Raw genomic sequence first — 19,097 nt, forward strand, 5'->3', positions numbered from 1 at the left:
CATCTTGCTGCACGAAGTGATCTTTCATCCGTATCCATGGAGGTCGAACACATGGGCAGCAAGGCAGACACCGGCAGCGTGCGCTCGGTCGAACGGGCGCTGGCCATCGTCGAGTTGCTCGGCGAGCATCAGGCGTTGGGGCTGGAGGAATTGCACTACCTGACGACTCTGCCCAAGGCCACGGTGTCGCGGATGCTCGCGACCTTGCAGGAGCAGGGCTGGGTCTATCGCGGCCTTAGCGACCGCCGCTACCGGTTGTGCGCCAAGCGGCTGTTTGGTGATCGCCAGCAACGCTTCAAGCGCCATCTGGTGGAAAGCGCCGCGCCGATGTTGCTGGAACTCAGCGAGCGCACCGGGCTGGTGGCGGATTTGTCGTGCTTCGACGGCGAACGGGTCGAAGTGATGGAAAGCGCGATCCCGCAGGTGTTGCGCAAGCGCTATCCAACTAACTGCCAGATCGTCGGCCATCACGCGAGCCTGTTCCATTCGGCGATGGGCCGCGCGTGCCTCGGCGAACTCGACAGCCTGGACGTGAAACGTCTGGCCGAACGCGAACAGTTGGCGGATGACGGTGTATTGCAAGCCACCGAGCAAGCCTTGCATCAGGGCTTCGGCCAGCGCACCGAAGGTTACTGGGAATACCCCGTGCGCCTGCCGTTCCTGATTCGCGCGGTGGCGTTGCCGATACGTGCCCAAGGGCGGTTGGTCGGCAGCATGGCGCTGCACTGGCCGATGGATCAGGCGCCGGTGGAGCGGGTGCTGAGCCTGCACCTCAACAGCCTCGCGTCGACCATCGGCGAGGTGCAGCAGGCGTTGGCCTGAGCGTTTGCAGAGACTGACAGTTTGCAATAACGCCACGGCCAGTTAAGGTTCGTGCAGGTTTATCGGCCCCACGAGTCTTCAATGTTCAACCGTTCTCTGTGCAACGCCTTCGCCGGCCTGCTGCTGGGCGCCGCTGCGCTGCCGGCCCAGGCCAACTGGTATCTGGACGGCGAGTCGTCGCGGCTGTCGTTCGTCAGCACGAAAAACGCCAACGTGTCCGAAGTGCAGCGCTTTCTGGTGCTGCACGGCAAGGTCGATCCCGATGGCCGCGCCGTGGTCGAAGTCGAGCTGGACTCGATCAACAGCGGCATCCCGCTGCGTGACGAGCGCATGCGCAAGGAACTGTTCCAGATCGAGCAGTTCCCCGAAGCGACCATCACCACCCAGATTGACCTGCGCCCGATCAACGATCTGGCCCCCGGCGCGCAGCTTGAATTGCGCCTGCCGCTGACCGTCAACCTGCACGGCAAGCAACACGAATATCCCGCCGAACTGCTCGCCACGCGCCTCGATGACCGACGCTTTCAAGTAGTGACCCTGGAGCCGCTGGTGATCAGCGCCGAGGATTTCGATCTGCTGCCGGGCCTGGAAAGCCTGCGCAACATGGCCGGCCTGTCGGCCATCAGTCTGTCGGTGCCGGTGGGTGCGGTGCTGATCTTCACGGCGCGCTGACATGCGCGGCGCGGTGTTTCCGTGGCGTGATGGCAACCGCTTCGAGCTGTTGATCGACGGCCCGCAATTCTTCCCGCGCATGCTCGACGAGATTGCCCGTGCCCGCGAGCAGATCGAACTGGAGCTGTATCTGGTGGAAGCCGGCGCCTGTGCCGAAACCATCGTGCAGGCGCTGGTGCTGGCGGCGGAGCGGGGCGTGCGGGTGCGTTGCCTGTTCGACGATTACGGCAGCCTCGCCTTCACCCTCACGTTGCGCCGGCGGCTGACCGGTGCCGGGGTCGAGCTGCGTTTTTACAACCGGCTGAACTGGCGGCGCTGGGTCGGCAATTTTTATCGCGATCATCGCAAGCTGTTGTTGGTCGACCAGCGTCTGGCGGTGGTCGGCGGCACCGGGGTCACCGATGAATTCTGGACGCCGGGTCACGACACCAGCGAATGGCACGAGGTCATGGTGGAAATCACCGGCCCGCTGGTGCTCGACTGGCAGTTGCTGTTCGACCGCCAATGGATTGCCAACCGCCATCGCCGGGCCTGGAGGCCCAACGCGCATTTCGGCCTTCCGCGACTGCCCCGCGTGCCGGACACGGGCGAGGGCATGGGCCGCGTGGCCTACGCCGATGCCCGTCAGCATCGGGACATTCTGCAATCGTTGTTCCGCGCGCTGAACAGCGGTCAAAAACGCATCTGGCTGGCGACGCCGTACTTTCTGCCGACCTGGAAAATCCGCCGCTCCCTACGCAAGGCCGCCGCCCGTGGCCTCGACGTGCGCCTGCTGCTGACCGGGCCGCGCACCGATCATCCGTCGGTGCGCTATGCGGGGCATCGCTACTACCCGCGCCTGCTCAAGGCCGGAGTAAAAATATACGAATACCAGCCGTGTTTCCTGCACCTGAAAATGGTGCTGGTGGACGATTGGGTGAGCATCGGTTCATGTAATTTCGATCATTGGAATCTGCGCTTCAATCTTGAGGCGAATCTGGAAGCGCTGGATCCGTCATTGACGGCAGCGGTGGCGGCGAGTTTCGAGAAGGACTTCGGCCTGAGTCAGCAGGTGAGTCTGGAAGAATGGCAGCGCCGGCCGTTGTGGCGGCGGGTGAAGCAGCGGATCTGGGGCTGGGTGGATCGGGTGGTGGTCAACTTGCTGGATAGACGCGGCTAGTCGCTGTCCCTGATTGATCGTTCCCACGTCGAGGCGTCGAACCGTCCGCGTGGGAATGCAGCCCGGGACGCTCCGCGTCCCAAAGCGGACGCAGAGCGTCCATTGAGGCATTCCCACGCAGAGCGTGGGAACGATCGGGGCGCCGGATTAAAGCAACTCAAAGCTCTGCTGCGTCACGTCCTGGGAATCCAGGCCGATCTGCACGTTGAACTTGCCAGGCTCGGCCGCGTATTTGAGCTGGGCGTTGTAGAACTTCAGGTCATCTTCGGTGATGGTGAAGTGCACAACCTTCTGCTCGCCAGCCTTGAGCATGATCTTCTGGAAGTTCTTCAGTTCCTTGACCGGACGGATCATCGAACCGGTGACGTCCTGGATATACAGCTGCACCACGGTTTCGCCGTCACGCTTTCCGGTGTTCTTGACCATGACACTGGCGTCGAGCTTGCCGGTGGCGTTCAGGGTGGTCGAGGACAGCGCCATGTCGCTCAGGCTGAAGTTGGTATAGCTCAGGCCGTAACCGAACGGGAACAGCGGGCCTGTCGTGTCATCGAAATACTGCGAGGTGTAGTTGCCCGGTTTGCCCGGCGTGAACGGCCGGCCAATGCTCAGGTGGTTGTAGTAGGTCGGGATCTGGCCCACGGAGCGCGGGAAAGTCACCGGCAGTTTGCCCGACGGGTTGTAGTCGCCGAACAGCACGTCGGCGATGGCGTTGCCGCCCTCGGTGCCGCTGAACCAGGTTTCCAGAATCGCGTCGGCCTGTTCTTTTTCTTCGAGGATGGTCAGCGGACGGCCGTTCATCAGCACCAGCACCAACGGCTTGCCGGTGGCTTTCAGGGCACGGATAAGCTCGCGCTGATTTTCCGGGATGTTCAGGTCGGTGCGGCTCGACGATTCGTGGGACATGCCACGGGATTCACCCACGGCTGCAACCACAATGTCGGCATCCTTGGCGGCTTTCACCGCTTCGTCGATCAACACGTTGGCCGGACGCGGGTCATCGACCACTTCCGGGGCGTCGAAGTTGAGGAAGTTCAGGTAGTCGAGGACTTTCTTGTCGCTGGTGATGTTGGCACCACGGGCGTAGATCAGGTTCGCCTTGTCGCCGATCACATTGCTCATGCCGTCGAACAGGGTCACCGATTGCGCCGGACGACCGGCGGCAGCCCAGCTGCCCATCATGTCGATCGGGGCCTTGGCCAACGGGCCGACCAGCGCGACTTTGGCGGTTTTCTTCAGCGGCAGGGTTTCGTTCTGGTTCTTCAGCAGCACCAGGCTGCGACGCGCCACTTCGCGGGCGTCGGCGCGGTGCAGGCGGCTGTCGGCGTAGGTGTCGGCCGGATCGTCTTCAGCCTTGCCGATGCGCAGGTACGGGTCTTTGAACAGGCCCATGTCGTACTTGGCCGCGAGGACTTCACGCACCGCGTTGTCGATGTCTTTCTGTTCGATCTCGCCGGACTTGAGCAGCCCCGGCAGCTCTTTGCCGTACAGGGTGTCGTTCATGCTCATGTCGATGCCGGCCTTGATCGCCAACTTCGCCGCTTCACGACCGTCGCGGGCCACGCCGTGCTTGATCAGTTCGAAGATTGCGCCGTGGTCGCTGACTGCCAGGCCCTTGAAGCCCCAGTCCTTGCGCAGCAGGTCGTTCATCAGCCAGGTGTTGGCGGTGGCCGGGATGCCGTTGATCGAGTTCAACGCCACCATCACGCCGCCGGCGCCAGCGTCGATGGCCGCGCGGTACGGTGGCAGGTAGTCCTGGTACATCTTCACCGGGCTCATGTCGACGGTGTTGTAGTCGCGACCGCCTTCGACAGCGCCGTACAGGGCGAAATGCTTGACGCTGGCCATGATGCTGTCGGCCGCGCTTGGGGTCTCGCCCTGATAGGCCTTGACCATGACTTTGGCGATGCGCGAGGTCAGGTAGGTGTCTTCACCGAAACCTTCTGAGCTGCGGCCCCAGCGCGGGTCGCGGGAGATGTCGACCATCGGCGCGAAGGTGATGTCGAGGCTGTCGGCGGCAGCTTCTTTAGCAGCGACGCGACCGGACTGGCCGATGGCGTCCATGTCCCAGCTCGAGGCCAGGGCCAGCGGAATCGGGAAAATCGTACGGTGACCGTGGATCACGTCGTACGCGAAAAACATCGGGATCTTCAGGCGGCTGCGCATCGCAGCGTCCTGCATCGGACGGTTTTCCGGGCGGGTGATCGAGTTGAACGTGCCGCCGATGTTGCCGGCGGCGATCTCTTTGCGGATCAGCTCGCGGGGCATTTCCGGGCCGATGCTGATCAGGCGCAACTGGCCGATCTTCTCGTCGAGGGTCATTTGTTTCATCAGGTTACTGATGAACGCATCCTTGTTTTCCAGGGGTACCGGGGTCGTGGCGGCCAGTACTTGATGACTGGCCAGGCTGACGAACAGGCCCAGCAAACACAGCTTCTTCATGAATAGTTTTCTCAAGGGCGCAAACGGCAATGCAATGCCGGCCAGCCAAAATTTAGGGAGCGACTATTGTTGTTCGGGTGTTGACGCAAAAAACGACGCCGAATAAACGCTGCCGGATCGAGCAGCGTGATCGCGCAGGGCCTCTTTTTAGCCCATCGGCCCGCCGCAATCCAGTGGCGCGGGCGATTATGCCCCAAGAGCCGACCGAGAAGGTTTCGCGCTCGAATTTTCATGAAATGTGCAAGGGAGCACCCGTCCGATGAATGTCAGTCCTGTCTACCGCTCGCGTTTGCAGGTCGCCACCTTGCTGGTGCTGGCCACGTTGTTGACCGCTTGCGGCATCAACAACATCCCGACCCTCGACGAACAGGCCAAGGCTGCCTGGGGCCAGGTGCAGAACCAGTACCAGCGGCGCGCCGACCTTATCCCCAATCTGGTGGAAACCGTGAAGGGTTACGCCAAGCACGAGGAAGAAACCCTGACCGCCGTGATCGAGGCCCGGGCAAAGGCGACGTCGATCCAGGTCGATGCCAGCACCCTCGACAACCCGGAAAAGCTCAAGCAGTTCCAGCAGGCCCAGGATCAGCTGACCGGTGCCTTGAGCCGGTTGATGGTGGTGTCCGAACGCTATCCGGACCTGAAGGCCAACCAGAACTTCCTCGCCCTGCAATCGCAACTTGAGGGCACTGAGAACCGCATCGCCGTGGCCCGACGGGATTTCATTCTGGCGGTGCAGAAATACAACACCGAAATCCGCACCTTTCCCGGTCGCCTGTGGCACAGCGTGATGTACAGCGACCTGCCGATCCGCGAGACCTTCGAAGCCACCAGCCCCGGCGCGGACAAGGCCCCGGAAGTGAAGTTCTGACCCGGGGATGCCCATGCGTGTGTTGAAGATGGGCCTGGTGCTGATGCTGTGGCTGTTCGCCGTCAGCGCCCGGGCCGAGTTGACCTTTCCGGCGCTGACCGGGCGGGTGGTGGACGACGCGCAGATGATCGAGCCGTCGGTGCGCGCGCAACTGAGCCAGCAGTTGCAGGCCCACGAACAGGCTACCGGCGAGCAACTGGTGGTCGTGACCTTGCCAAACCTGCAAGGCGCCACCATCGAGGACTACGGCGTCGAACTCGGCCGGCACTGGGGCATCGGTCAGAAGGACAAGAATAACGGTGCCCTGTTGATCGTCGCCCGGGACGAGCGCAAATTGCGCATCGAAGTCGGTTACGGGCTGGAGGATCGCCTGACCGATGCCCAGAGTTCGGTGATCATTCATCAGGTGATCACGCCGTCGTTCAAGACTGGCAATTTCAGCAAGGGCATCAGTGATGGCGTGGCGGCGATGCTGGTGGTGCTGGGCGGCAATCCGCTGGACGAACCGTCCACGGTGTATGAATCGGCCGGCGATCCTGCGGACGATTTCGTCTCGCGGCACCCGGCGTTGTTCGTATTTCTGGTGATGTTGTTCATCCTGACTGTTTTTGTCTGCCAGATGCTCGGTATCCTTCCCGCCGGCCGGGGCGGCTCCGGAGGAGGGGGCGGCTTTGGCGGTGGTGGATTTGGCGGCGGCGGTGGAGGCGGGGGCTTCAGCGGCGGCGGTGGCAGTTTCGGCGGGGGCGGGTCCTCCGGCGGCTGGTGATAACAATAATGAGCAGGCACTTCACGACATGGCATTACTGACTGAACACGAACAACGCAAGGTCGCCGAGGCCATCGCCCGGGTCGAGCGCGACACCGACGCCGAACTGGTGACGGTGCTCGCGGCCCGCGCCGACGACTACGCGTACATCCCGCTGCTGTGGGCGAGCCTGCTGGCGCTGGTGGTGCCGGGGATCGTGCATTACCTGACCGGCTGGCTGACGATGCACAGCTTGTTGCTGGTGCAGTGGGTCAGTTTTGTCGTGCTGTGCCTGGTGTTTCGTCTGCCCAAAGTCACCACTCATCTGATCCCGCGTCATGTCCGCCACTGGCGTGCTTCGAACCTGGCGCGGCGGCAGTTTCTCGAACAGAACCTGCACCACACGGTGGGCAGCACCGGCATGCTGATTTTTGTCTGCGAGGCGGAGCGGTATGTGGAGATTCTGGTGGATGAGGGGATTTCCAAGAAGCTGGATAACAAGAGCTGGGATTCGATTGTTGCGGCGTTTACCGAGCAGGTAAGGCAGGGGCAGACGTTGCAGGGCTTTGTTACCTGCATTGAAGCGTGCGGGGAATTGCTCAAGGTGCATGTGCCGGTTACGCAGGTGAGGAATGAGTTGCCGAATCGGTTGGTGGTGTTGGGATAAGCCGTTCGGGAAATTAGCCGTGCCCTCGAACGCCATCCCCCCTAAACTAGCGCCCATTCCCGATTTGCCCGTCCGAGGCCGTTTTTTCCCATGTCCGTTACCGCTCCCTCCGCATCTGCCAAACCGGCGCCCGATCACCACGCCCGGTTCATCGAGCTGCTGCAAACCAGCCTCGAACAGAACGGCTTCATCAAATTGGTGCTGGCAAAGTACGTCGGCGAAGAAGCGGATCTGCAGCGGATCATCATCAAGCCGGTGACGGTCAAGGCGCAGCCGTGCCTGTCCTTCGTTTATCGCTACAAGACCCGCGATATCACCAAGAACCTGCCGCTGGACGAAGCGGTGACGACGATTGCCGGGCTGCTGCCGTCGGCGTTCAAAAATGCGCATTTGCTGGCGCTGACTGACGAAGCCCAGCTCGAATACAGCAAAAAGGGCAAGAGCTCGCTGTTCATGAGCAAACCTCAGCAATTGCGCGAAGTGCCGTCCGCCGAGCACAACCGCGAGAAAAACCGTTTCCTCGATCTGAACCGCCCGTTCCTCAAGGATCTGGGCGTGACCAACGCCCAGCACGAGCTGATCCCGGCGATGTCGCGCAAGTGGAAGCAGATCAACAAGTTCATCGAAGTGTTCAGCCACGCGCTGACCTCGTCGCCGCTGGCCATGGACAAACCGGTGCGGGTGGCGGATTTCGGTTCGGGCAAGGGTTACCTGACGTTCGCCATCCATGACTATTTGCGCAACACCCTGAAGGCCGAGGGCGAAGTCACCGGCGTCGAGCTGCGTGAAGAGATGGTCAACCTGTGCAACACCGCCGCCGCGAAGCTGGAACACCCGGGGCTGGTGTTCAAATGCGGCGATGTGCGCAGCGTGGCGCCGAGCGAGCTGGACGTGATGATCGCCCTGCACGCCTGCGACATCGCCACCGACTATGCGATCCACACCGGCATCCGCTCCGGCGCCTCGATCATCATGTGCTCGCCGTGCTGCCACAAACAGATCCGCTTGCAGATCCAGAGCCCGGCGCTGCTCAAGCCGATGCTGCAATACGGTCTGCACCTGGGCCAGCAGGCCGAAATGGTCACCGACAGCTTGCGTGCGCTGTTCCTTGAAGCCTGCGGTTACGAGACCAAGGTGTTCGAGTTCATCTCGCTGGACCACACCAACAAGAACAAGATGATCCTCGCCGTGAAGCGCGCCGAGCCGGTGGACCCGACTCAGCTGCTGGTGAAAATCCAGGAATTGAAAGCGTTCTACCAGATCAGCGAGCACTGCCTCGAAACCCTGCTGCTCGCTGACGGCCTGCTGAAGCTCAAGGCTTGAGCTGAACCCCCGCCGGTAACGTGCCCGGTTGAGCCGGGCGCACCGCGGTCTTGCGACCGAGCATCACCGTCGCGATCACCCCACAGGCGAACAGCCAGGTGATCGGCTCCACGTGTTCCCCAAAGAACAGCGCGGAAAACGCGATGGTGAAGAAGATCTGCAACAACTGGATCTGACTGACCCGGGCAATGCCCCCCATGGCCAGCCCGGCGTACCAGGCGAAGAAGCCCAGAAACTGCGAAAACAGCGCGACATAGCCGAAGGCCCACCAGGTTTTTGCCGATACCGCGCCCTCATGCTGCAACGCCAGGTACAGCACCGGGCCGATCAGCAGCGGCGTCGACAGCACCAGCGCCCAGCAGATCACCTGCCAGCCGCCCATCTCCCGGGCCAGACGCCCGCCCTCGGCGTAACCCAGACCGCCCACCGCAATCGCACCCAGCATCAACAGATCCCCGGCCTGAATGCTGCCAGCACCGGTGTACAACGCGTAACCCAGCACCAGCGCACTGCCCAACGCGGCGCAGGCCCAAAAGGCTTTCGACGGACGTTCATGGGACAGCCACGCGGCATAAAGCGCCACGCACAGCGGCTGCAAACCGTTGACCAGCGCGCCGTGGGACGCCGGCAACGTCTGCATGGCCCACGCCGACAGCACCGGGAAACCGAGAATCACCCCGGCGATCACCAGGCTCAGGCCTTTGACTTGCTTCCAGGTCGGCCACTTTTCCCGTCGCCACAACAACAGCGCCGCTGCCGGAATCGCCGCGAACAACGCGCGGCCCAGGCCATTGAGCAGCGGGTGCAGTTCCTGCACCACGATGCGGGTGAAGGGCAGGGTAAGGCTGAAAATCACCACGCCGAGCAGGCCGAGGGCCATGCCGGTGTTTTCGCGCGAAGACATGAGGGCAACCAGATTCGAGGGTGGCAAGGAGGTGTCTTCATCTAGCCACAAACCACGGCAATCGGGCTGTTACAGCTGAGCGCAGAGTTATCCATACAGTTTGCGAACGTCATCGCGGTCCTTGAACTACTTTGAATACTCCTGTGCATTCACCAGAGGAGTCCTGTCCATGGCCGCGAAAAAGATTCTGATGCTGGTCGGCGATTACGTCGAAGACTACGAAGTGATGGTGCCGTTCCAGGCCCTGCAAATGGTCGGTCACACCGTGCACGCCGTGTGCCCGGACAAGGCTGCCGGCAAGACCGTGCGCACCGCGATCCATGACTTTGAAGGCGACCAGACCTACAGCGAGAAACCCGGTCACCAGTTCGCCCTGAACTTCGATTTCGCCAAGGTTGATGCCAAGGATTACGATGCACTGCTGGTGCCCGGCGGCCGTGCGCCGGAATACCTGCGGCTGAACGAAAAAGTCCTCGAACTGGTGCGTGCTTTCGACAAGGCCGGCAAGCCGATTGCCGCTGTCTGTCACGGCGCGCAACTGCTGGCGGCAGCGGGGATTCTTGAAGGTCGCGAGTGCAGTGCGTATCCGGCCTGTGCCCCGGAAGTGCGGCTGGCCGGCGGCACCTACATCGACATCCCGGTCACGGACGGCCATGTCCAGGGCAACCTGGCCACCGCGCCCGCCTGGCCGGCGCACCCGAAGTGGCTAGCGGGTTTCCTCGGGTTGCTTGGAACCAAAATCACCCTGTGACACATCGATAAGGAGAAACACCATGTCCGGATGGTATGAGTTGAGCAAAAGCAGCAACGGCCAATTCAAGTTCGTACTGAAAGCGGCGAATGCCGAAACCATTCTGACCAGTGAGCTGTACACCAGCCGCACGGCCGCCGAAAACGGCATCGCCTCGGTGCAGACCAACAGCCCGCTGGACGAACGCTACGAGAAAAAATCGACGAAGGACGGCCATCCCTACTTCAACCTCAAGGCGGCCAATCACCAGATCATCGGCAGCAGCGAATCCTATTCATCGGACGCGGCGTGTGCCAAAGGCATCGCCAGCGTCAAGGCCAACGGGCCGTCCAAGGTGATCAAGGACAAAACCCTGCCTGTCCTCTGAGTTCACCGAAGATCCAAATGTGGGAGCGAGCCTGCTCGCGATGAGGCCATCAGGCCCGACAAAGATGTCGACTGATTAACCGTCATCGTCGGATCGCCGCCCGGAGCAAGCTCGCTCCCACAAGGGTTGGTGTGTACCTTGAGATCAGCTCAGGCTTTTGAGAATGGCCTGCAACTGATCACGCCCGGCCTCGCTCAGCGGGAACACCGGCAAACGCGGATCACCGACTTCCAGATCGGTCAGTCGCAGACCGGCCTTGATCGTCGCCGGCAACCCGCCTTTGAGGATGAAATCCAGCAGCGGCAACTGGCGGTAGAACAACTCCCGCGCCTTGCCGAGATCCCCCGCCAGTGTGGCTTCATACAAATCCAGGTTGAGCTGCGGAATCAGGTTTGGCGCTGCCGTGCACCAGCCCTTGGCCCCGGCCGCGAACGCTTCCAGCGCCAGCGGGTTGCAGCCGTTGTAGTACGGCACCCGGCCTTCGCCGAGCAGTTGCAGCTTGTGCATGCGCTGGATGTCGCCGGTGCTCTCCTTGACCATGGTCACGTTTTCCACGCCGTTGACGATGCGCAGGATCAGCTCCACCGACATGTCGGTGCCGCTGGTGGCCGGGTTGTTGTAGAGCATGATCGGCACGCCGATGCTGTCGCCGATGGCACGGTAGTGGGCGAGGATTTCCGCTTCGGTCAGCTTCCAGTAGGAGGCCGGCAGCACCATCACTACGTCGGCGCCATGGGCTTCGGCGAAACGGGCGCGGCGTATGGCTTTGGCGGTGGTCAGGTCGGACACGCTGACCACGGTCGGCACGCGTTTGGCCACGTGCTTGATGCTGAACTCGGCGACCTGATCCCACTCCGCATCGCTCAGATAAGCGCCTTCGCCGGTGCTGCCCAGTGGCGCGATGGCGTGGACGCCGCCGGCGATCAGACGGTCGATGGAGCGGCCGAGGGCCGGCAGGTCAGCGCCTTCGCCGTTGGCGCCGAACGGGGTGATGGTGTAGCCGATGATGCCGTGAATGTTGGACATGAGAGTGCTCCGCAAGGATGAGGTGTTCAGTTCAGGCAATCGGCGTGCTGACGCAGGTTCTGCCGGGCGTAGTAGTTGAAGGCCGCGGCGTGACGCTTGGGTTTCGAGACCCAGTCATGCGCCTCGCGACCCAGCTCGGGGATGATCGGTTTGATCGTCCCGGCAGCCATCGCCAGCAACTGCAGTTTGGCGGCACGCTCGATCAGTTGCGCGATGACACAGGCTTCCTCGATGGTCGTGCCGGTCGATAGCTGCCCGTGGTGGGAAAGCAGGATCGCCCGTTTGTCGCCCAACGCCCCGGCAATCAGCTCGCCTTCTTCGTTGCCCACCGGCACACCCGGCCAGCCTTCAAGGAACGCGCAATCGTCGTACAGCGGGCACAGGTCCATGTGGGAAATCTGCAGCGGCACTTCCAGCATCGACAGCGCGGCAATGTGCGTCGGGTGGGTGTGGATGATGCAGTTCACGTCCGGCCGGGCGCGGTACACCCAACTGTGGAAACGGTTGGCCGGGTTGGCCATGCCGTGGCCTTCGAGCACTTCCAGGTCTTCGTTGACCAGCAGCAGATTGCTCGCGGTGATTTCGTCGAAACCCAGCCCCAGTTGCTGAGTGTAGTAAGTGCCCGGCTGCGGGCCACGGGCGGTGATCTGCCCGGCGAGGCCCGAATCGTGGCCGTTCTCGAAGAGGATCCGGCAGGTCAGGGCCAGCTTTTGCCGGTCTGTCCACGTATTATCCGCCAGGCTTTTTTGCATCTGGGTCAGCGCTTGCTTGACCAGTTCGTCTTTGGGTAGTGCTAATGTCTTCGCCATATCCGTGTCCTGTGGTGGTTGCCATGGATGACACTTAAGAGGCTATATGACACTTTGTGTCATTGGCAAGGACAAATCGTCTTTCCTTTGCTGGATTAATCGCTTCGCATGTCTATCCGTTTGAAATTATTAAGAAAAAAACTTGGTGTAACCCTTGAGGCGCTGGCCGAGAAATCCGGCATGACCAAGAGTTACCTGTCGAAGGTCGAGCGCGGGTTGAACACGCCGTCGATTGCCGCCGCGCTGAAACTGGCCAAGGCGCTGAACGTGAAAGTCGAGGAGCTGTTCTCCGAAGACAACGTCAGCCTCGACAGCTACAGCCTGGTGCGCAGCCACGAACGCCAGTCGCTGGCGGCCAACGACCACAGCCCCGGCTACGCGGTGCTGGCTCATCAGGTCAGCGAACGCAGCTTGCTGCCGTTCATCATTTATCCGCCGAGCGAATTCACCGACAAAACCTTCAAGGAGCATTTGGGCGAGGAATTCCTGTTCGTCCACGAAGGCCAGGTCGAAGTGGACTTCGTGAACGAACGGGTGCTGCTGGAGCGGGGCGATGCGCTGCACTTCAATGCGCAGAAACCCCATCGCATCCGCTCAGTGGGCGAGGTGCAGGCGCAGTTGCTGGTGGTGGTGCACAGCAGCGAGGAGTGATCAGACCTCGACCGGCACCGACAGCTTCGAATTCCCTAGCGCATGGCTCTTGGAATCAAAGAACCGCAACTCGACACCCGTGCCTTCGAACACCTTCGCGTAATGGCGCTTCTGATGCTGGATGAACGCCGCGCTGCGCGGGTAGATCGAGATCGCCACGGTCTTCGGTTTCGCCAGACGCAGGGCGCGCACGAGGTGGCTGTCCTGTTCGCCGAGGGCGTGGCCGAAGATGCACAGGTTGTCGCCGTGACCGAGTAACTGGTCGTAGCAGAACGACAGGTAATCGGAGCTGCGGATGGTCTTGAGCTTGTCGGCGCTCGGCCCTTCGTTGACGAACAGCGGAACGTCGTCGAGTGTCTTGATCGTGTTGTTGATCGCGAAACTGCCGAGCAGCGTGCCCTCGGTGGCGGTCAGCTTGCGGGCGGTGCCGTCCTGATTGCGCACCAGGTGCAGGCCGCCGTGCAGGTACAGCAGACGCGGTTTTTCAGTGCTGCTTTCGCACAGATCGAAACTGGCGTCGGGGCCATTGAACAGGTCGTCGATTGCCTCGCCCTGATGTTGCAGCGCCCAGTAATTGAGCAGGTCGTAATTGGTGGTGAACACCGTGCGATAACGCGCCAGTTCACTGTTCAGGGTCGCCAAAGTCGAGGCTTTGATCAGCCGCCACGGGATGTGAACTGCGTGGACGGTGTTGATCAGCGCTTCCTTGATCGCGTAGTAGCGATTGCGCGGCGCGGCCGAGCTGACGGCCAGCGCCTTGTTGACCCGGCTGGTGGTTTTCAGCGCGCCGAGCACCTGCTCGAAGCTGCGCGTCTGCATGGCGTCGAACACGCTCAGTTCCGACGGGCTCAACGGTTTTTCTTCCACCGTGCGGGCGTTTTCGAACAGCGAGTCGTAGCCGAAATCGTCCCACACCGCGCGACTGGCGCCGTTGCCCAGCAGCAGACCGCTGAAGTCGGTGGCGGCGCGCAATGCGTTCCAGTCTTCGAGTGTGGCGTCGACATCCAGAAAATCGGTCATTGCAGGGCACGTCTCAAAACAAAGGGCAGATGGGCGGCGACTTTATCACGAGCGGGCATTGAGCCAGATCAACATCCGCCGTGACCGATCGGTCGATCCTGTGTGTATCCGCCGGATCGCACGAGTCGATTCGGCCCCAGTCAGGAGACGCGCCATGAGCAGCACCTTTTTCATTCCCGCCGTAAACATCATGGGCAGCGGCTGCCTCGACGACGCCATGAACGCGATCCGCAACTACGGTTTTCGCAAGGCGCTGATCGTCACCGACACCGGTCTGGCCAAGGCCGGCGTGGCGACGATGATTGCCGAGAAACTGGCGATGCAGGACATCGATTCAGTGATTTACGACGGCGCCAAACCCAACCCGAGCATCGCCAACGTCGAGGCAGGGCTGGCGCTGCTCAAGGACAGTCGCTGCGATTTTGTGGTGTCCCTTGGCGGCGGCTCGCCCCACGACTGCGCCAAGGGCATCGCGTTGTGCGCCACCAACGGCGGGCAGATCCGCGACTACGAAGGCGTCGATCAATCGGCCAAGCCACAACTGCCGCTGATCGCCATCAACACCACCGCCGGCACGGCCAGCGAGATGACCCGGTTCTGCATCATTACCGACGAAACCCGCCACGTGAAAATGGCCATCGTCGACCGCAACGTCACGCCGCTGCTGTCAGTCAACGACCCGGCGCTGATGGTCGCCATGCCGAAAGGCCTGACTGCCGCCACCGGCATGGACGCACTGACCCACGCGATCGAAGCCTACGTTTCCACCGCCGCCAACCAGATTACCGACGCCTGCGCGCTGAAGGCCATGACCCTGATCAGCAACAACCTGCGCCTGGCCGTTCGCGACGGCAGCGACCTGGCCGCGCGGGAAAACATGGCGTACGCGCAGTTCCTCGCGGGCATGGCGTTCAACAATGCGTCCCTCGGTTATGTGCACGCGATGGCGCACCAGTTGGGCGGTTTCTACGATCTGCCTCACGGCGTGTGCAATGCGGTGTTGTTGCCGCATGTGCAGACGTTCAACGCGCTGGTCTGCGCCGACCGCCTCACTGATGTGGCCCACGCCATGGGCGCCGACATTCGTGGCTTCAGTCCGGAGGAGGGCGCAAAAGCCGCGATTGATGCGATCCGTTGTTTGGCCAGGGACGTCGAGATTCCCGGCGGCCTGCGTGATCTGGGCGCCAAGTGCACCGACATCCCGGTACTCGCCGCCAACGCCCTGAAAGACGCCTGCGGCTTCACCAATCCGCGGGCGGCGGATCAGCGGCAGATCGAGGAGATTTTCCGCAGCGCCTTTTGAGTCCGGATCGCACAACGGCATTGCCTGATCTGCCCTCATCGCGAGCAGGCTCGCTCCCACATTGGAATGCGATTTCCTGTGGGAGCGAGCCTGCTCGCGATGACGGAACTACAGTCACTGACGATTTACGAGTGATCGCTTCATCCCGCCGGTGCCAGGGACTTGGCGGCGGTATCACCAAACTGAATCAGCACCACCCCCGCCATCAACAACACCGCGCCGAACAGGCGCGGCAATGTCAGATGCCTCTCTACCAGCCCGAACAGGCCGAAATGATCCAGCACGATTGACGTGAGCATTTGCCCGGCCAGGGCCAGCGCCAGAAATCCCGAAGCCCCCAGCTTCGGCAGCAATACCACCGCCAATGCGACGAAGCAGACCCCGAACGCGCCGCCGGTCCACATCCACAACGGCAGCTTGCTGGCGAGGGCCAGCGACGGCAATGGCAGGCGCAGGGCGACAATCACCGGCAACAACACCAGCACACTCACCACCAGCGAAGTCAGCGTCGCCCACAGCGGATGCCCCAACCCCCGGGCCAGATTGATGTTGATCGCACTCTGAAACGGCACCACCGCCCCGGCGAATACCGCCAACAGCAGCAATCCGACCCACTGCATCGTTCCCATGATCGTTCTCCGGCAAAGGTTTTGCTGGACTCTAGGGTATTCGTCGCGCAGATTTAAATTCTGTTTTGGTATCCGGAACATGCATCGAATGAATGATCTGCGCCGCATCGACCTCAACCTGCTGGTGATCCTCGACGCCTTGCTCGGCGAGCAACACGTGACCCGCGCCGCCGAGCGCCTGCACCTGAGCCAACCGGCAGTCAGCCATGCGTTGGCGCGTCTGCGCGACTTGCTCGGTGATCCGTTGCTGGTGCGTGCAGGTTCGGGGCTGGTGCCCACCGCGCGGGCGCTGGAATTGGCGGCGCCGCTGGCGGAAACCTTGGCTCAGGTGCAATCGCTGCTGGCGCCCAACACCTTTGATCCTGCCAGCGCCCGTCGGACCTTTCGCCTCGCGATGTCGGACTACGGCGCGGCGATCATCCTGCCCGGGCTGATTCGCACGTTGCGCGCGGAAGCACCGGGCATCGACCTGCAAATCAGCCACGCCAGCCGCGAAGGCATGGTCGAAGGCCTGCTCAACGGCGACATTGACCTCGCCGCCGGGGTACTCCCCGAATTGCCCGGCGAACTGCGCAGCACGCCGCTGTTCGAGGAGCGCTACGTCTGCCTCCTGGATCGCCAGAGCCTTCCCGCCGGAGGTGTTCTCGACCTGCCAACCTATCTCTCCCGTCCCCATGTCTTGTTGGAAATGCGCGGCAGCGGCACTCCGGAAATCGAACGCACCCTGACCGCCCTGCGCGAACGCCGCCGCGTCGCCATCAGCCTGCCGCACTGGAGCGTTGCGCCACGGTTCATCAGCGGCACGGACTTGATCCTGACCGTGGCCTCGCGGGCGTTGAATGAGGTGGATGACGAATCGCTGATCGTTGTGCCGCCACCGTTTGAAATTGCGCCGTTCACATTTGTGTCGGCGTGGCACAAACGGCGGGGTGGGGATCAGGCGTTGAACTGGTTGAATCGGCGGATTGAGCAGGGGATAGTGCGCGGCTGAAAAACATCAAGGGGGCGGGGCGTGACAGTGAAGTCTGGGGTCGTTGGTTGGGTGGCGCTGTGTGGGGCGTTGATGGCGGGGCAGGTGCTGGCTGATTGTGTGCCTGCGCCGGTGACCGGTGATCTGGATTTCTCCGTGTGCAAGGAGTGGCCCGCTTATCCGGGGTTGAACATCAGCGCGAATGCGAAATTTGAGCGCAGCTCCGTGCCGGGAGGCGCCGACACGAGCGGCACCTATGATTTCAATTTATCCGTCTTGAAAAGCGACCAAACGAAACCAGTTGCCACTTATCACCAAGCCTCCGCTTTCTTCTCGGGTGGGGTGGCATTGCGAGAGCTCTCACTCGATACCGCGCGTTACAAGCTCACCCCTGAGGTACGGGCGTTTGGCGTTCGCGTGCAATTCACCAATGCCTCTCGCCTCAACCCGCTTGAAGAAACGCACCTCTCTCTTTATGTAAGGCAAGGCGATAAGTTACGTCCTGTACTCAGTCAATTAGTGGTTTATGAGTACGGCGGTGAATGGGACGGTGATTGCGCCGGCGAGCGATATGAGACGACCAGAACGGTAGAAATCGCCAAGACCAGCTCCCATGGTTATGCCGATCTGATCATCAAAACCAAGACGACGGGGACAACCAATGTCGTCGAAGGCAATACTTGTGAAGACAAAATCAGTGTCAGCAGTCCTGAACTGACAACCCTTCACTACGATGGAAAATCCTACGTCTTGCCTAAAGGTTTCAAAGCCATCGAGTGATACAGAGCCAACACGACTTATTTCAAGGAAGAACAATGTTTACACCAACCCGACTTTTCATCGCCCTCGGCTTTCTCGCCATCACCGCTCCAGCCCAAGCCCAGGTTTCCTGCGTCACCAAGGATTACAACGACCAGTCAATGGCACGCTGCAAGGCATGGCCGGCGTTCAAGGATCAGGCGATTGCCCTCAAATCCACCTACGTGCCGGATGCTGGTAGTGACGATGCCGGTGTGTTTGATCTGGATCTGGCGATCATCGATACCAGCAACTGGAAGACGCTGGCGACGTATGCGAAACCCGGTGCCTACAACTCCGATGCCATTCGTTTCACTGATCTGCTGGTCGATACCGCTCGCTATCGGCTGGCCTCGGATGTTCGTGCGTTCGGGCTGCGGTCAAAGTTCTCGCACAATTCAAGTGCCATTCCCTACGAAAAAACCGACCTGACACTCTACGTGCGTGAGGGTAATAAACTGCGCCCGGTACTTGATGGCCTGGTGGTCTACAAGAATAACGGTGAGTGGCTGGAAAACTGTGTGGGTGAAGGTCAGCAAATCCGCCGAACCGTAGAAATAGGCCCGGCCAGCCACAACGGCTATTCCGACCTGATCGTCACCTCAAGCGGCACGGCGATGAAAACCGTCAAGGCCGGCAAGGAGTGCGTTTCCCAGGATTCCCCGCTGAAGAAAACCCAAATCACCCTGACCTACGACGGCAAGCAATACACCCTCCCCGAAGACCTCAGAGGTTATTGACCCGATGCTCACCGGCCTCAACCACCTGACCCTCGCCGTCACCGATCTTGACCGCAGCCTCGCGTTCTACCGCGACGTGCTGAAGCTGCGAGTCGAGGCCACCTGGGACGCCGGTGCCTATCTGTCGCTCCCGGGCCTGTGGTTGTGTCTGTCCCTCGACCCGAAGCGCCATCCCGAACCCGCCGCCGACTACACCCACTACGCCTTCAGCATTGGCGCGGCGGATTTCCCGCTGTTCGTGCAACAGCTTCGCGCCGCCAACGTGCAGGAATGGCGCGACAACCGCAGCGAAGGCGCGTCGTTCTACTTCCTCGACCCGGACGGGCACAAACTCGAAGCCCACGTCGGCGATCTGGCCTCGCGACTGGCCGCGTGTCGGCAAAAGCCCTATGCGGGGATGCGTTTTTTCAACGAGTCGTGAATATTCACAAACC

21 protein-coding genes are annotated in these 19,097 nt (G+C 61.5%); 15 read left to right on the forward strand and 6 right to left on the reverse strand.

Features of this window, described 5'->3' with window-relative positions; genetic code table 11:
* Positions 1 to 51: 51 nt before the first annotated feature.
* The 3 genes from ABTV87_RS06640 (at position 52) to ABTV87_RS06650 (ending at position 2,653) form a co-directional block, all read left to right on the forward strand.
* Entirely contained in the window at positions 52 to 822 is a 771-nt protein-coding gene (locus tag ABTV87_RS06640; RefSeq protein WP_258713002.1) for an IclR family transcriptional regulator, read from the forward strand.
* An 81-nt stretch (positions 823 to 903) separates the two neighbouring features.
* Positions 904 to 1,494, forward strand: a complete 591-nt coding sequence (locus ABTV87_RS06645; RefSeq protein ID WP_085605441.1) for a YceI family protein — start codon at positions 904 to 906, stop codon at positions 1,492 to 1,494.
* Position 1,495: 1 nt separating this feature from the next.
* Positions 1,496 to 2,653 carry a phospholipase D-like domain-containing protein gene (locus ABTV87_RS06650; protein ID WP_007957893.1) on the forward strand — a complete coding sequence of 386 codons (1,158 nt, stop codon included), beginning with the start codon at positions 1,496 to 1,498 and terminating at the stop codon, positions 2,651 to 2,653.
* 147 nt (positions 2,654 to 2,800) lie between these two features.
* Here ABTV87_RS06650 and bglX read toward each other — a convergent pair whose 3' ends face one another.
* Positions 2,801 to 5,092: a beta-glucosidase BglX gene (bglX, locus tag ABTV87_RS06655; protein ID WP_258713003.1), complete on the reverse strand. Its 2,292-nt coding sequence runs from the start codon at positions 5,090 to 5,092 to the stop codon at positions 2,801 to 2,803.
* Between the two features lie 259 nt (positions 5,093 to 5,351).
* On the opposite strand from bglX, the gene ABTV87_RS06660 reads away from it, so the two are divergent.
* The 4 genes from ABTV87_RS06660 (at position 5,352) to ABTV87_RS06675 (ending at position 8,695) form a co-directional block, all read left to right on the forward strand.
* Positions 5,352 to 5,960, forward strand: coding sequence for a LemA family protein (locus ABTV87_RS06660; protein ID WP_007957897.1), 609 nt, complete (start codon positions 5,352 to 5,354; stop codon positions 5,958 to 5,960).
* A gap of 13 nt (positions 5,961 to 5,973) precedes the next feature.
* Complete coding sequence (locus ABTV87_RS06665) at positions 5,974 to 6,726, forward strand: TPM domain-containing protein (protein WP_085605446.1); 753 nt, start codon at positions 5,974 to 5,976, stop codon at positions 6,724 to 6,726.
* Positions 6,727 to 6,754: 28 nt separating this feature from the next.
* Positions 6,755 to 7,372 carry a TPM domain-containing protein gene (locus ABTV87_RS06670; RefSeq protein WP_085605448.1) on the forward strand — a complete coding sequence of 206 codons (618 nt, stop codon included), beginning with the start codon at positions 6,755 to 6,757 and terminating at the stop codon, positions 7,370 to 7,372.
* A 90-nt stretch (positions 7,373 to 7,462) separates the two neighbouring features.
* The gene (locus ABTV87_RS06675; protein ID WP_085605450.1) at positions 7,463 to 8,695 is read left to right on the forward strand and encodes a class I SAM-dependent methyltransferase; all 1,233 of its coding nucleotides are present in this window, start codon (positions 7,463 to 7,465) and stop codon (positions 8,693 to 8,695) included.
* On the opposite strand, the gene ABTV87_RS06680 is transcribed toward ABTV87_RS06675, so the two are convergent.
* Positions 8,685 to 9,599 carry a DMT family transporter gene (locus tag ABTV87_RS06680; protein WP_085605452.1) on the reverse strand — a complete coding sequence of 305 codons (915 nt, stop codon included), beginning with the start codon at positions 9,597 to 9,599 and terminating at the stop codon, positions 8,685 to 8,687. The two genes, ABTV87_RS06675 and ABTV87_RS06680, sit on opposite strands and share 11 nt — an antisense overlap.
* 169 nt (positions 9,600 to 9,768) lie before the next feature.
* On the opposite strand from ABTV87_RS06680, the gene ABTV87_RS06685 reads away from it, so the two are divergent.
* Positions 9,769 to 10,350, forward strand: coding sequence for a DJ-1/PfpI family protein (locus tag ABTV87_RS06685; protein WP_007957909.1), 582 nt, complete (start codon positions 9,769 to 9,771; stop codon positions 10,348 to 10,350).
* Between the two features lie 22 nt (positions 10,351 to 10,372).
* Positions 10,373 to 10,717 carry a YegP family protein gene (locus ABTV87_RS06690; RefSeq protein ID WP_262161391.1) on the forward strand — a complete coding sequence of 115 codons (345 nt, stop codon included), beginning with the start codon at positions 10,373 to 10,375 and terminating at the stop codon, positions 10,715 to 10,717.
* 144 nt (positions 10,718 to 10,861) lie between these two features.
* Here ABTV87_RS06690 and ABTV87_RS06695 read toward each other — a convergent pair whose 3' ends face one another.
* Both ABTV87_RS06695 and ABTV87_RS06700 read right to left on the reverse strand, forming a co-directional pair.
* The gene (locus ABTV87_RS06695; RefSeq protein ID WP_258713004.1) at positions 10,862 to 11,743 is read right to left on the reverse strand and encodes a dihydrodipicolinate synthase family protein; all 882 of its coding nucleotides are present in this window, start codon (positions 11,741 to 11,743) and stop codon (positions 10,862 to 10,864) included.
* 26 nt (positions 11,744 to 11,769) lie between these two features.
* The gene (locus tag ABTV87_RS06700; protein ID WP_007957912.1) at positions 11,770 to 12,552 is read right to left on the reverse strand and encodes an aldolase; all 783 of its coding nucleotides are present in this window, start codon (positions 12,550 to 12,552) and stop codon (positions 11,770 to 11,772) included.
* Between the two features lie 108 nt (positions 12,553 to 12,660).
* Between ABTV87_RS06700 and ABTV87_RS06705 the strand changes: the two genes are divergently transcribed.
* A complete protein-coding gene (locus tag ABTV87_RS06705; protein ID WP_007957913.1) occupies positions 12,661 to 13,203 on the forward strand; it encodes a helix-turn-helix domain-containing protein in 543 nt (180 codons plus the stop codon).
* Here the strand turns inward: ABTV87_RS06705 and ABTV87_RS06710 are convergent, their stop codons facing one another.
* Positions 13,204 to 14,223, reverse strand: a complete 1,020-nt coding sequence (locus ABTV87_RS06710; protein ID WP_258713005.1) for a DUF4917 family protein — start codon at positions 14,221 to 14,223, stop codon at positions 13,204 to 13,206.
* 154 nt (positions 14,224 to 14,377) lie between these two features.
* Between ABTV87_RS06710 and yiaY the strand changes: the two genes are divergently transcribed.
* A complete protein-coding gene (gene yiaY, locus ABTV87_RS06715) occupies positions 14,378 to 15,526 on the forward strand; it encodes an L-threonine dehydrogenase (RefSeq protein ID WP_258713006.1) in 1,149 nt (382 codons plus the stop codon).
* A 140-nt stretch (positions 15,527 to 15,666) separates the two neighbouring features.
* On the opposite strand, the gene ABTV87_RS06720 is transcribed toward yiaY, so the two are convergent.
* On the reverse strand, positions 15,667 to 16,155 hold the full coding sequence (locus ABTV87_RS06720; protein ID WP_258713007.1) for a DMT family transporter: 489 nt from the start codon (positions 16,153 to 16,155) through the stop codon (positions 15,667 to 15,669).
* Between the two features lie 79 nt (positions 16,156 to 16,234).
* Here ABTV87_RS06720 and ABTV87_RS06725 point away from each other — a divergent pair, with 79 nt between their 5' ends.
* The 4 genes from ABTV87_RS06725 to fos are packed head-to-tail and all read left to right on the forward strand — an operon-like array spanning position 16,235 to position 19,084.
* Positions 16,235 to 17,146 (forward strand): LysR family transcriptional regulator, encoded by a 912-nt coding sequence (locus ABTV87_RS06725; RefSeq protein ID WP_433899153.1) that lies wholly within the window; start codon positions 16,235 to 16,237, stop codon positions 17,144 to 17,146.
* A gap of 21 nt (positions 17,147 to 17,167) precedes the next feature.
* Entirely contained in the window at positions 17,168 to 17,905 is a 738-nt protein-coding gene (locus ABTV87_RS06730; RefSeq protein WP_085605469.1) for a hypothetical protein, read from the forward strand.
* Between the two features lie 35 nt (positions 17,906 to 17,940).
* A complete protein-coding gene (locus tag ABTV87_RS06735) occupies positions 17,941 to 18,663 on the forward strand; it encodes a hypothetical protein (RefSeq protein ID WP_433899154.1) in 723 nt (240 codons plus the stop codon).
* Positions 18,664 to 18,667: 4 nt separating this feature from the next.
* A complete protein-coding gene (fos, locus tag ABTV87_RS06740) occupies positions 18,668 to 19,084 on the forward strand; it encodes a fosfomycin resistance glutathione transferase (RefSeq protein ID WP_433899155.1) in 417 nt (138 codons plus the stop codon).
* Positions 19,085 to 19,097 lie beyond the last annotated feature (13 nt).

It is taken from the genome of Pseudomonas sp. PSE1(2024) (genome assembly GCF_050990555.1).
GTDB classification, from domain to species: Bacteria; Pseudomonadota; Gammaproteobacteria; order Pseudomonadales; family Pseudomonadaceae; genus Aquipseudomonas; species Aquipseudomonas aphyarum.

Coding starts and splice junctions, on each gene's coding strand:
- ABTV87_RS06640 (WP_258713002.1), top strand. CDS start 52: ATGGGCAGCAAGGCAGACACCGGCAGCGTGCGCTCGGTCGAACGGGCG.
- ABTV87_RS06645 (WP_085605441.1), top strand. CDS start 904: ATGTTCAACCGTTCTCTGTGCAACGCCTTCGCCGGCCTGCTGCTGGGC.
- ABTV87_RS06650 (WP_007957893.1), top strand. CDS start 1,496: ATGCGCGGCGCGGTGTTTCCGTGGCGTGATGGCAACCGCTTCGAGCTG.
- bglX (WP_258713003.1), bottom strand. CDS start 5,092: ATGAAGAAGCTGTGTTTGCTGGGCCTGTTCGTCAGCCTGGCCAGTCAT.
- ABTV87_RS06660 (WP_007957897.1), top strand. CDS start 5,352: ATGAATGTCAGTCCTGTCTACCGCTCGCGTTTGCAGGTCGCCACCTTG.
- ABTV87_RS06665 (WP_085605446.1), top strand. CDS start 5,974: ATGCGTGTGTTGAAGATGGGCCTGGTGCTGATGCTGTGGCTGTTCGCC.
- ABTV87_RS06670 (WP_085605448.1), top strand. CDS start 6,755: ATGGCATTACTGACTGAACACGAACAACGCAAGGTCGCCGAGGCCATC.
- ABTV87_RS06675 (WP_085605450.1), top strand. CDS start 7,463: ATGTCCGTTACCGCTCCCTCCGCATCTGCCAAACCGGCGCCCGATCAC.
- ABTV87_RS06680 (WP_085605452.1), bottom strand. CDS start 9,599: ATGTCTTCGCGCGAAAACACCGGCATGGCCCTCGGCCTGCTCGGCGTG.
- ABTV87_RS06685 (WP_007957909.1), top strand. CDS start 9,769: ATGGCCGCGAAAAAGATTCTGATGCTGGTCGGCGATTACGTCGAAGAC.
- ABTV87_RS06690 (WP_262161391.1), top strand. CDS start 10,373: ATGTCCGGATGGTATGAGTTGAGCAAAAGCAGCAACGGCCAATTCAAG.
- ABTV87_RS06695 (WP_258713004.1), bottom strand. CDS start 11,743: ATGTCCAACATTCACGGCATCATCGGCTACACCATCACCCCGTTCGGC.
- ABTV87_RS06700 (WP_007957912.1), bottom strand. CDS start 12,552: ATGGCGAAGACATTAGCACTACCCAAAGACGAACTGGTCAAGCAAGCG.
- ABTV87_RS06705 (WP_007957913.1), top strand. CDS start 12,661: ATGTCTATCCGTTTGAAATTATTAAGAAAAAAACTTGGTGTAACCCTT.
- ABTV87_RS06710 (WP_258713005.1), bottom strand. CDS start 14,223: ATGACCGATTTTCTGGATGTCGACGCCACACTCGAAGACTGGAACGCA.
- yiaY (WP_258713006.1), top strand. CDS start 14,378: ATGAGCAGCACCTTTTTCATTCCCGCCGTAAACATCATGGGCAGCGGC.
- ABTV87_RS06720 (WP_258713007.1), bottom strand. CDS start 16,155: ATGGGAACGATGCAGTGGGTCGGATTGCTGCTGTTGGCGGTATTCGCC.
- ABTV87_RS06725 (WP_433899153.1), top strand. CDS start 16,235: ATGCATCGAATGAATGATCTGCGCCGCATCGACCTCAACCTGCTGGTG.
- ABTV87_RS06735 (WP_433899154.1), top strand. CDS start 17,941: ATGTTTACACCAACCCGACTTTTCATCGCCCTCGGCTTTCTCGCCATC.
- fos (WP_433899155.1), top strand. CDS start 18,668: ATGCTCACCGGCCTCAACCACCTGACCCTCGCCGTCACCGATCTTGAC.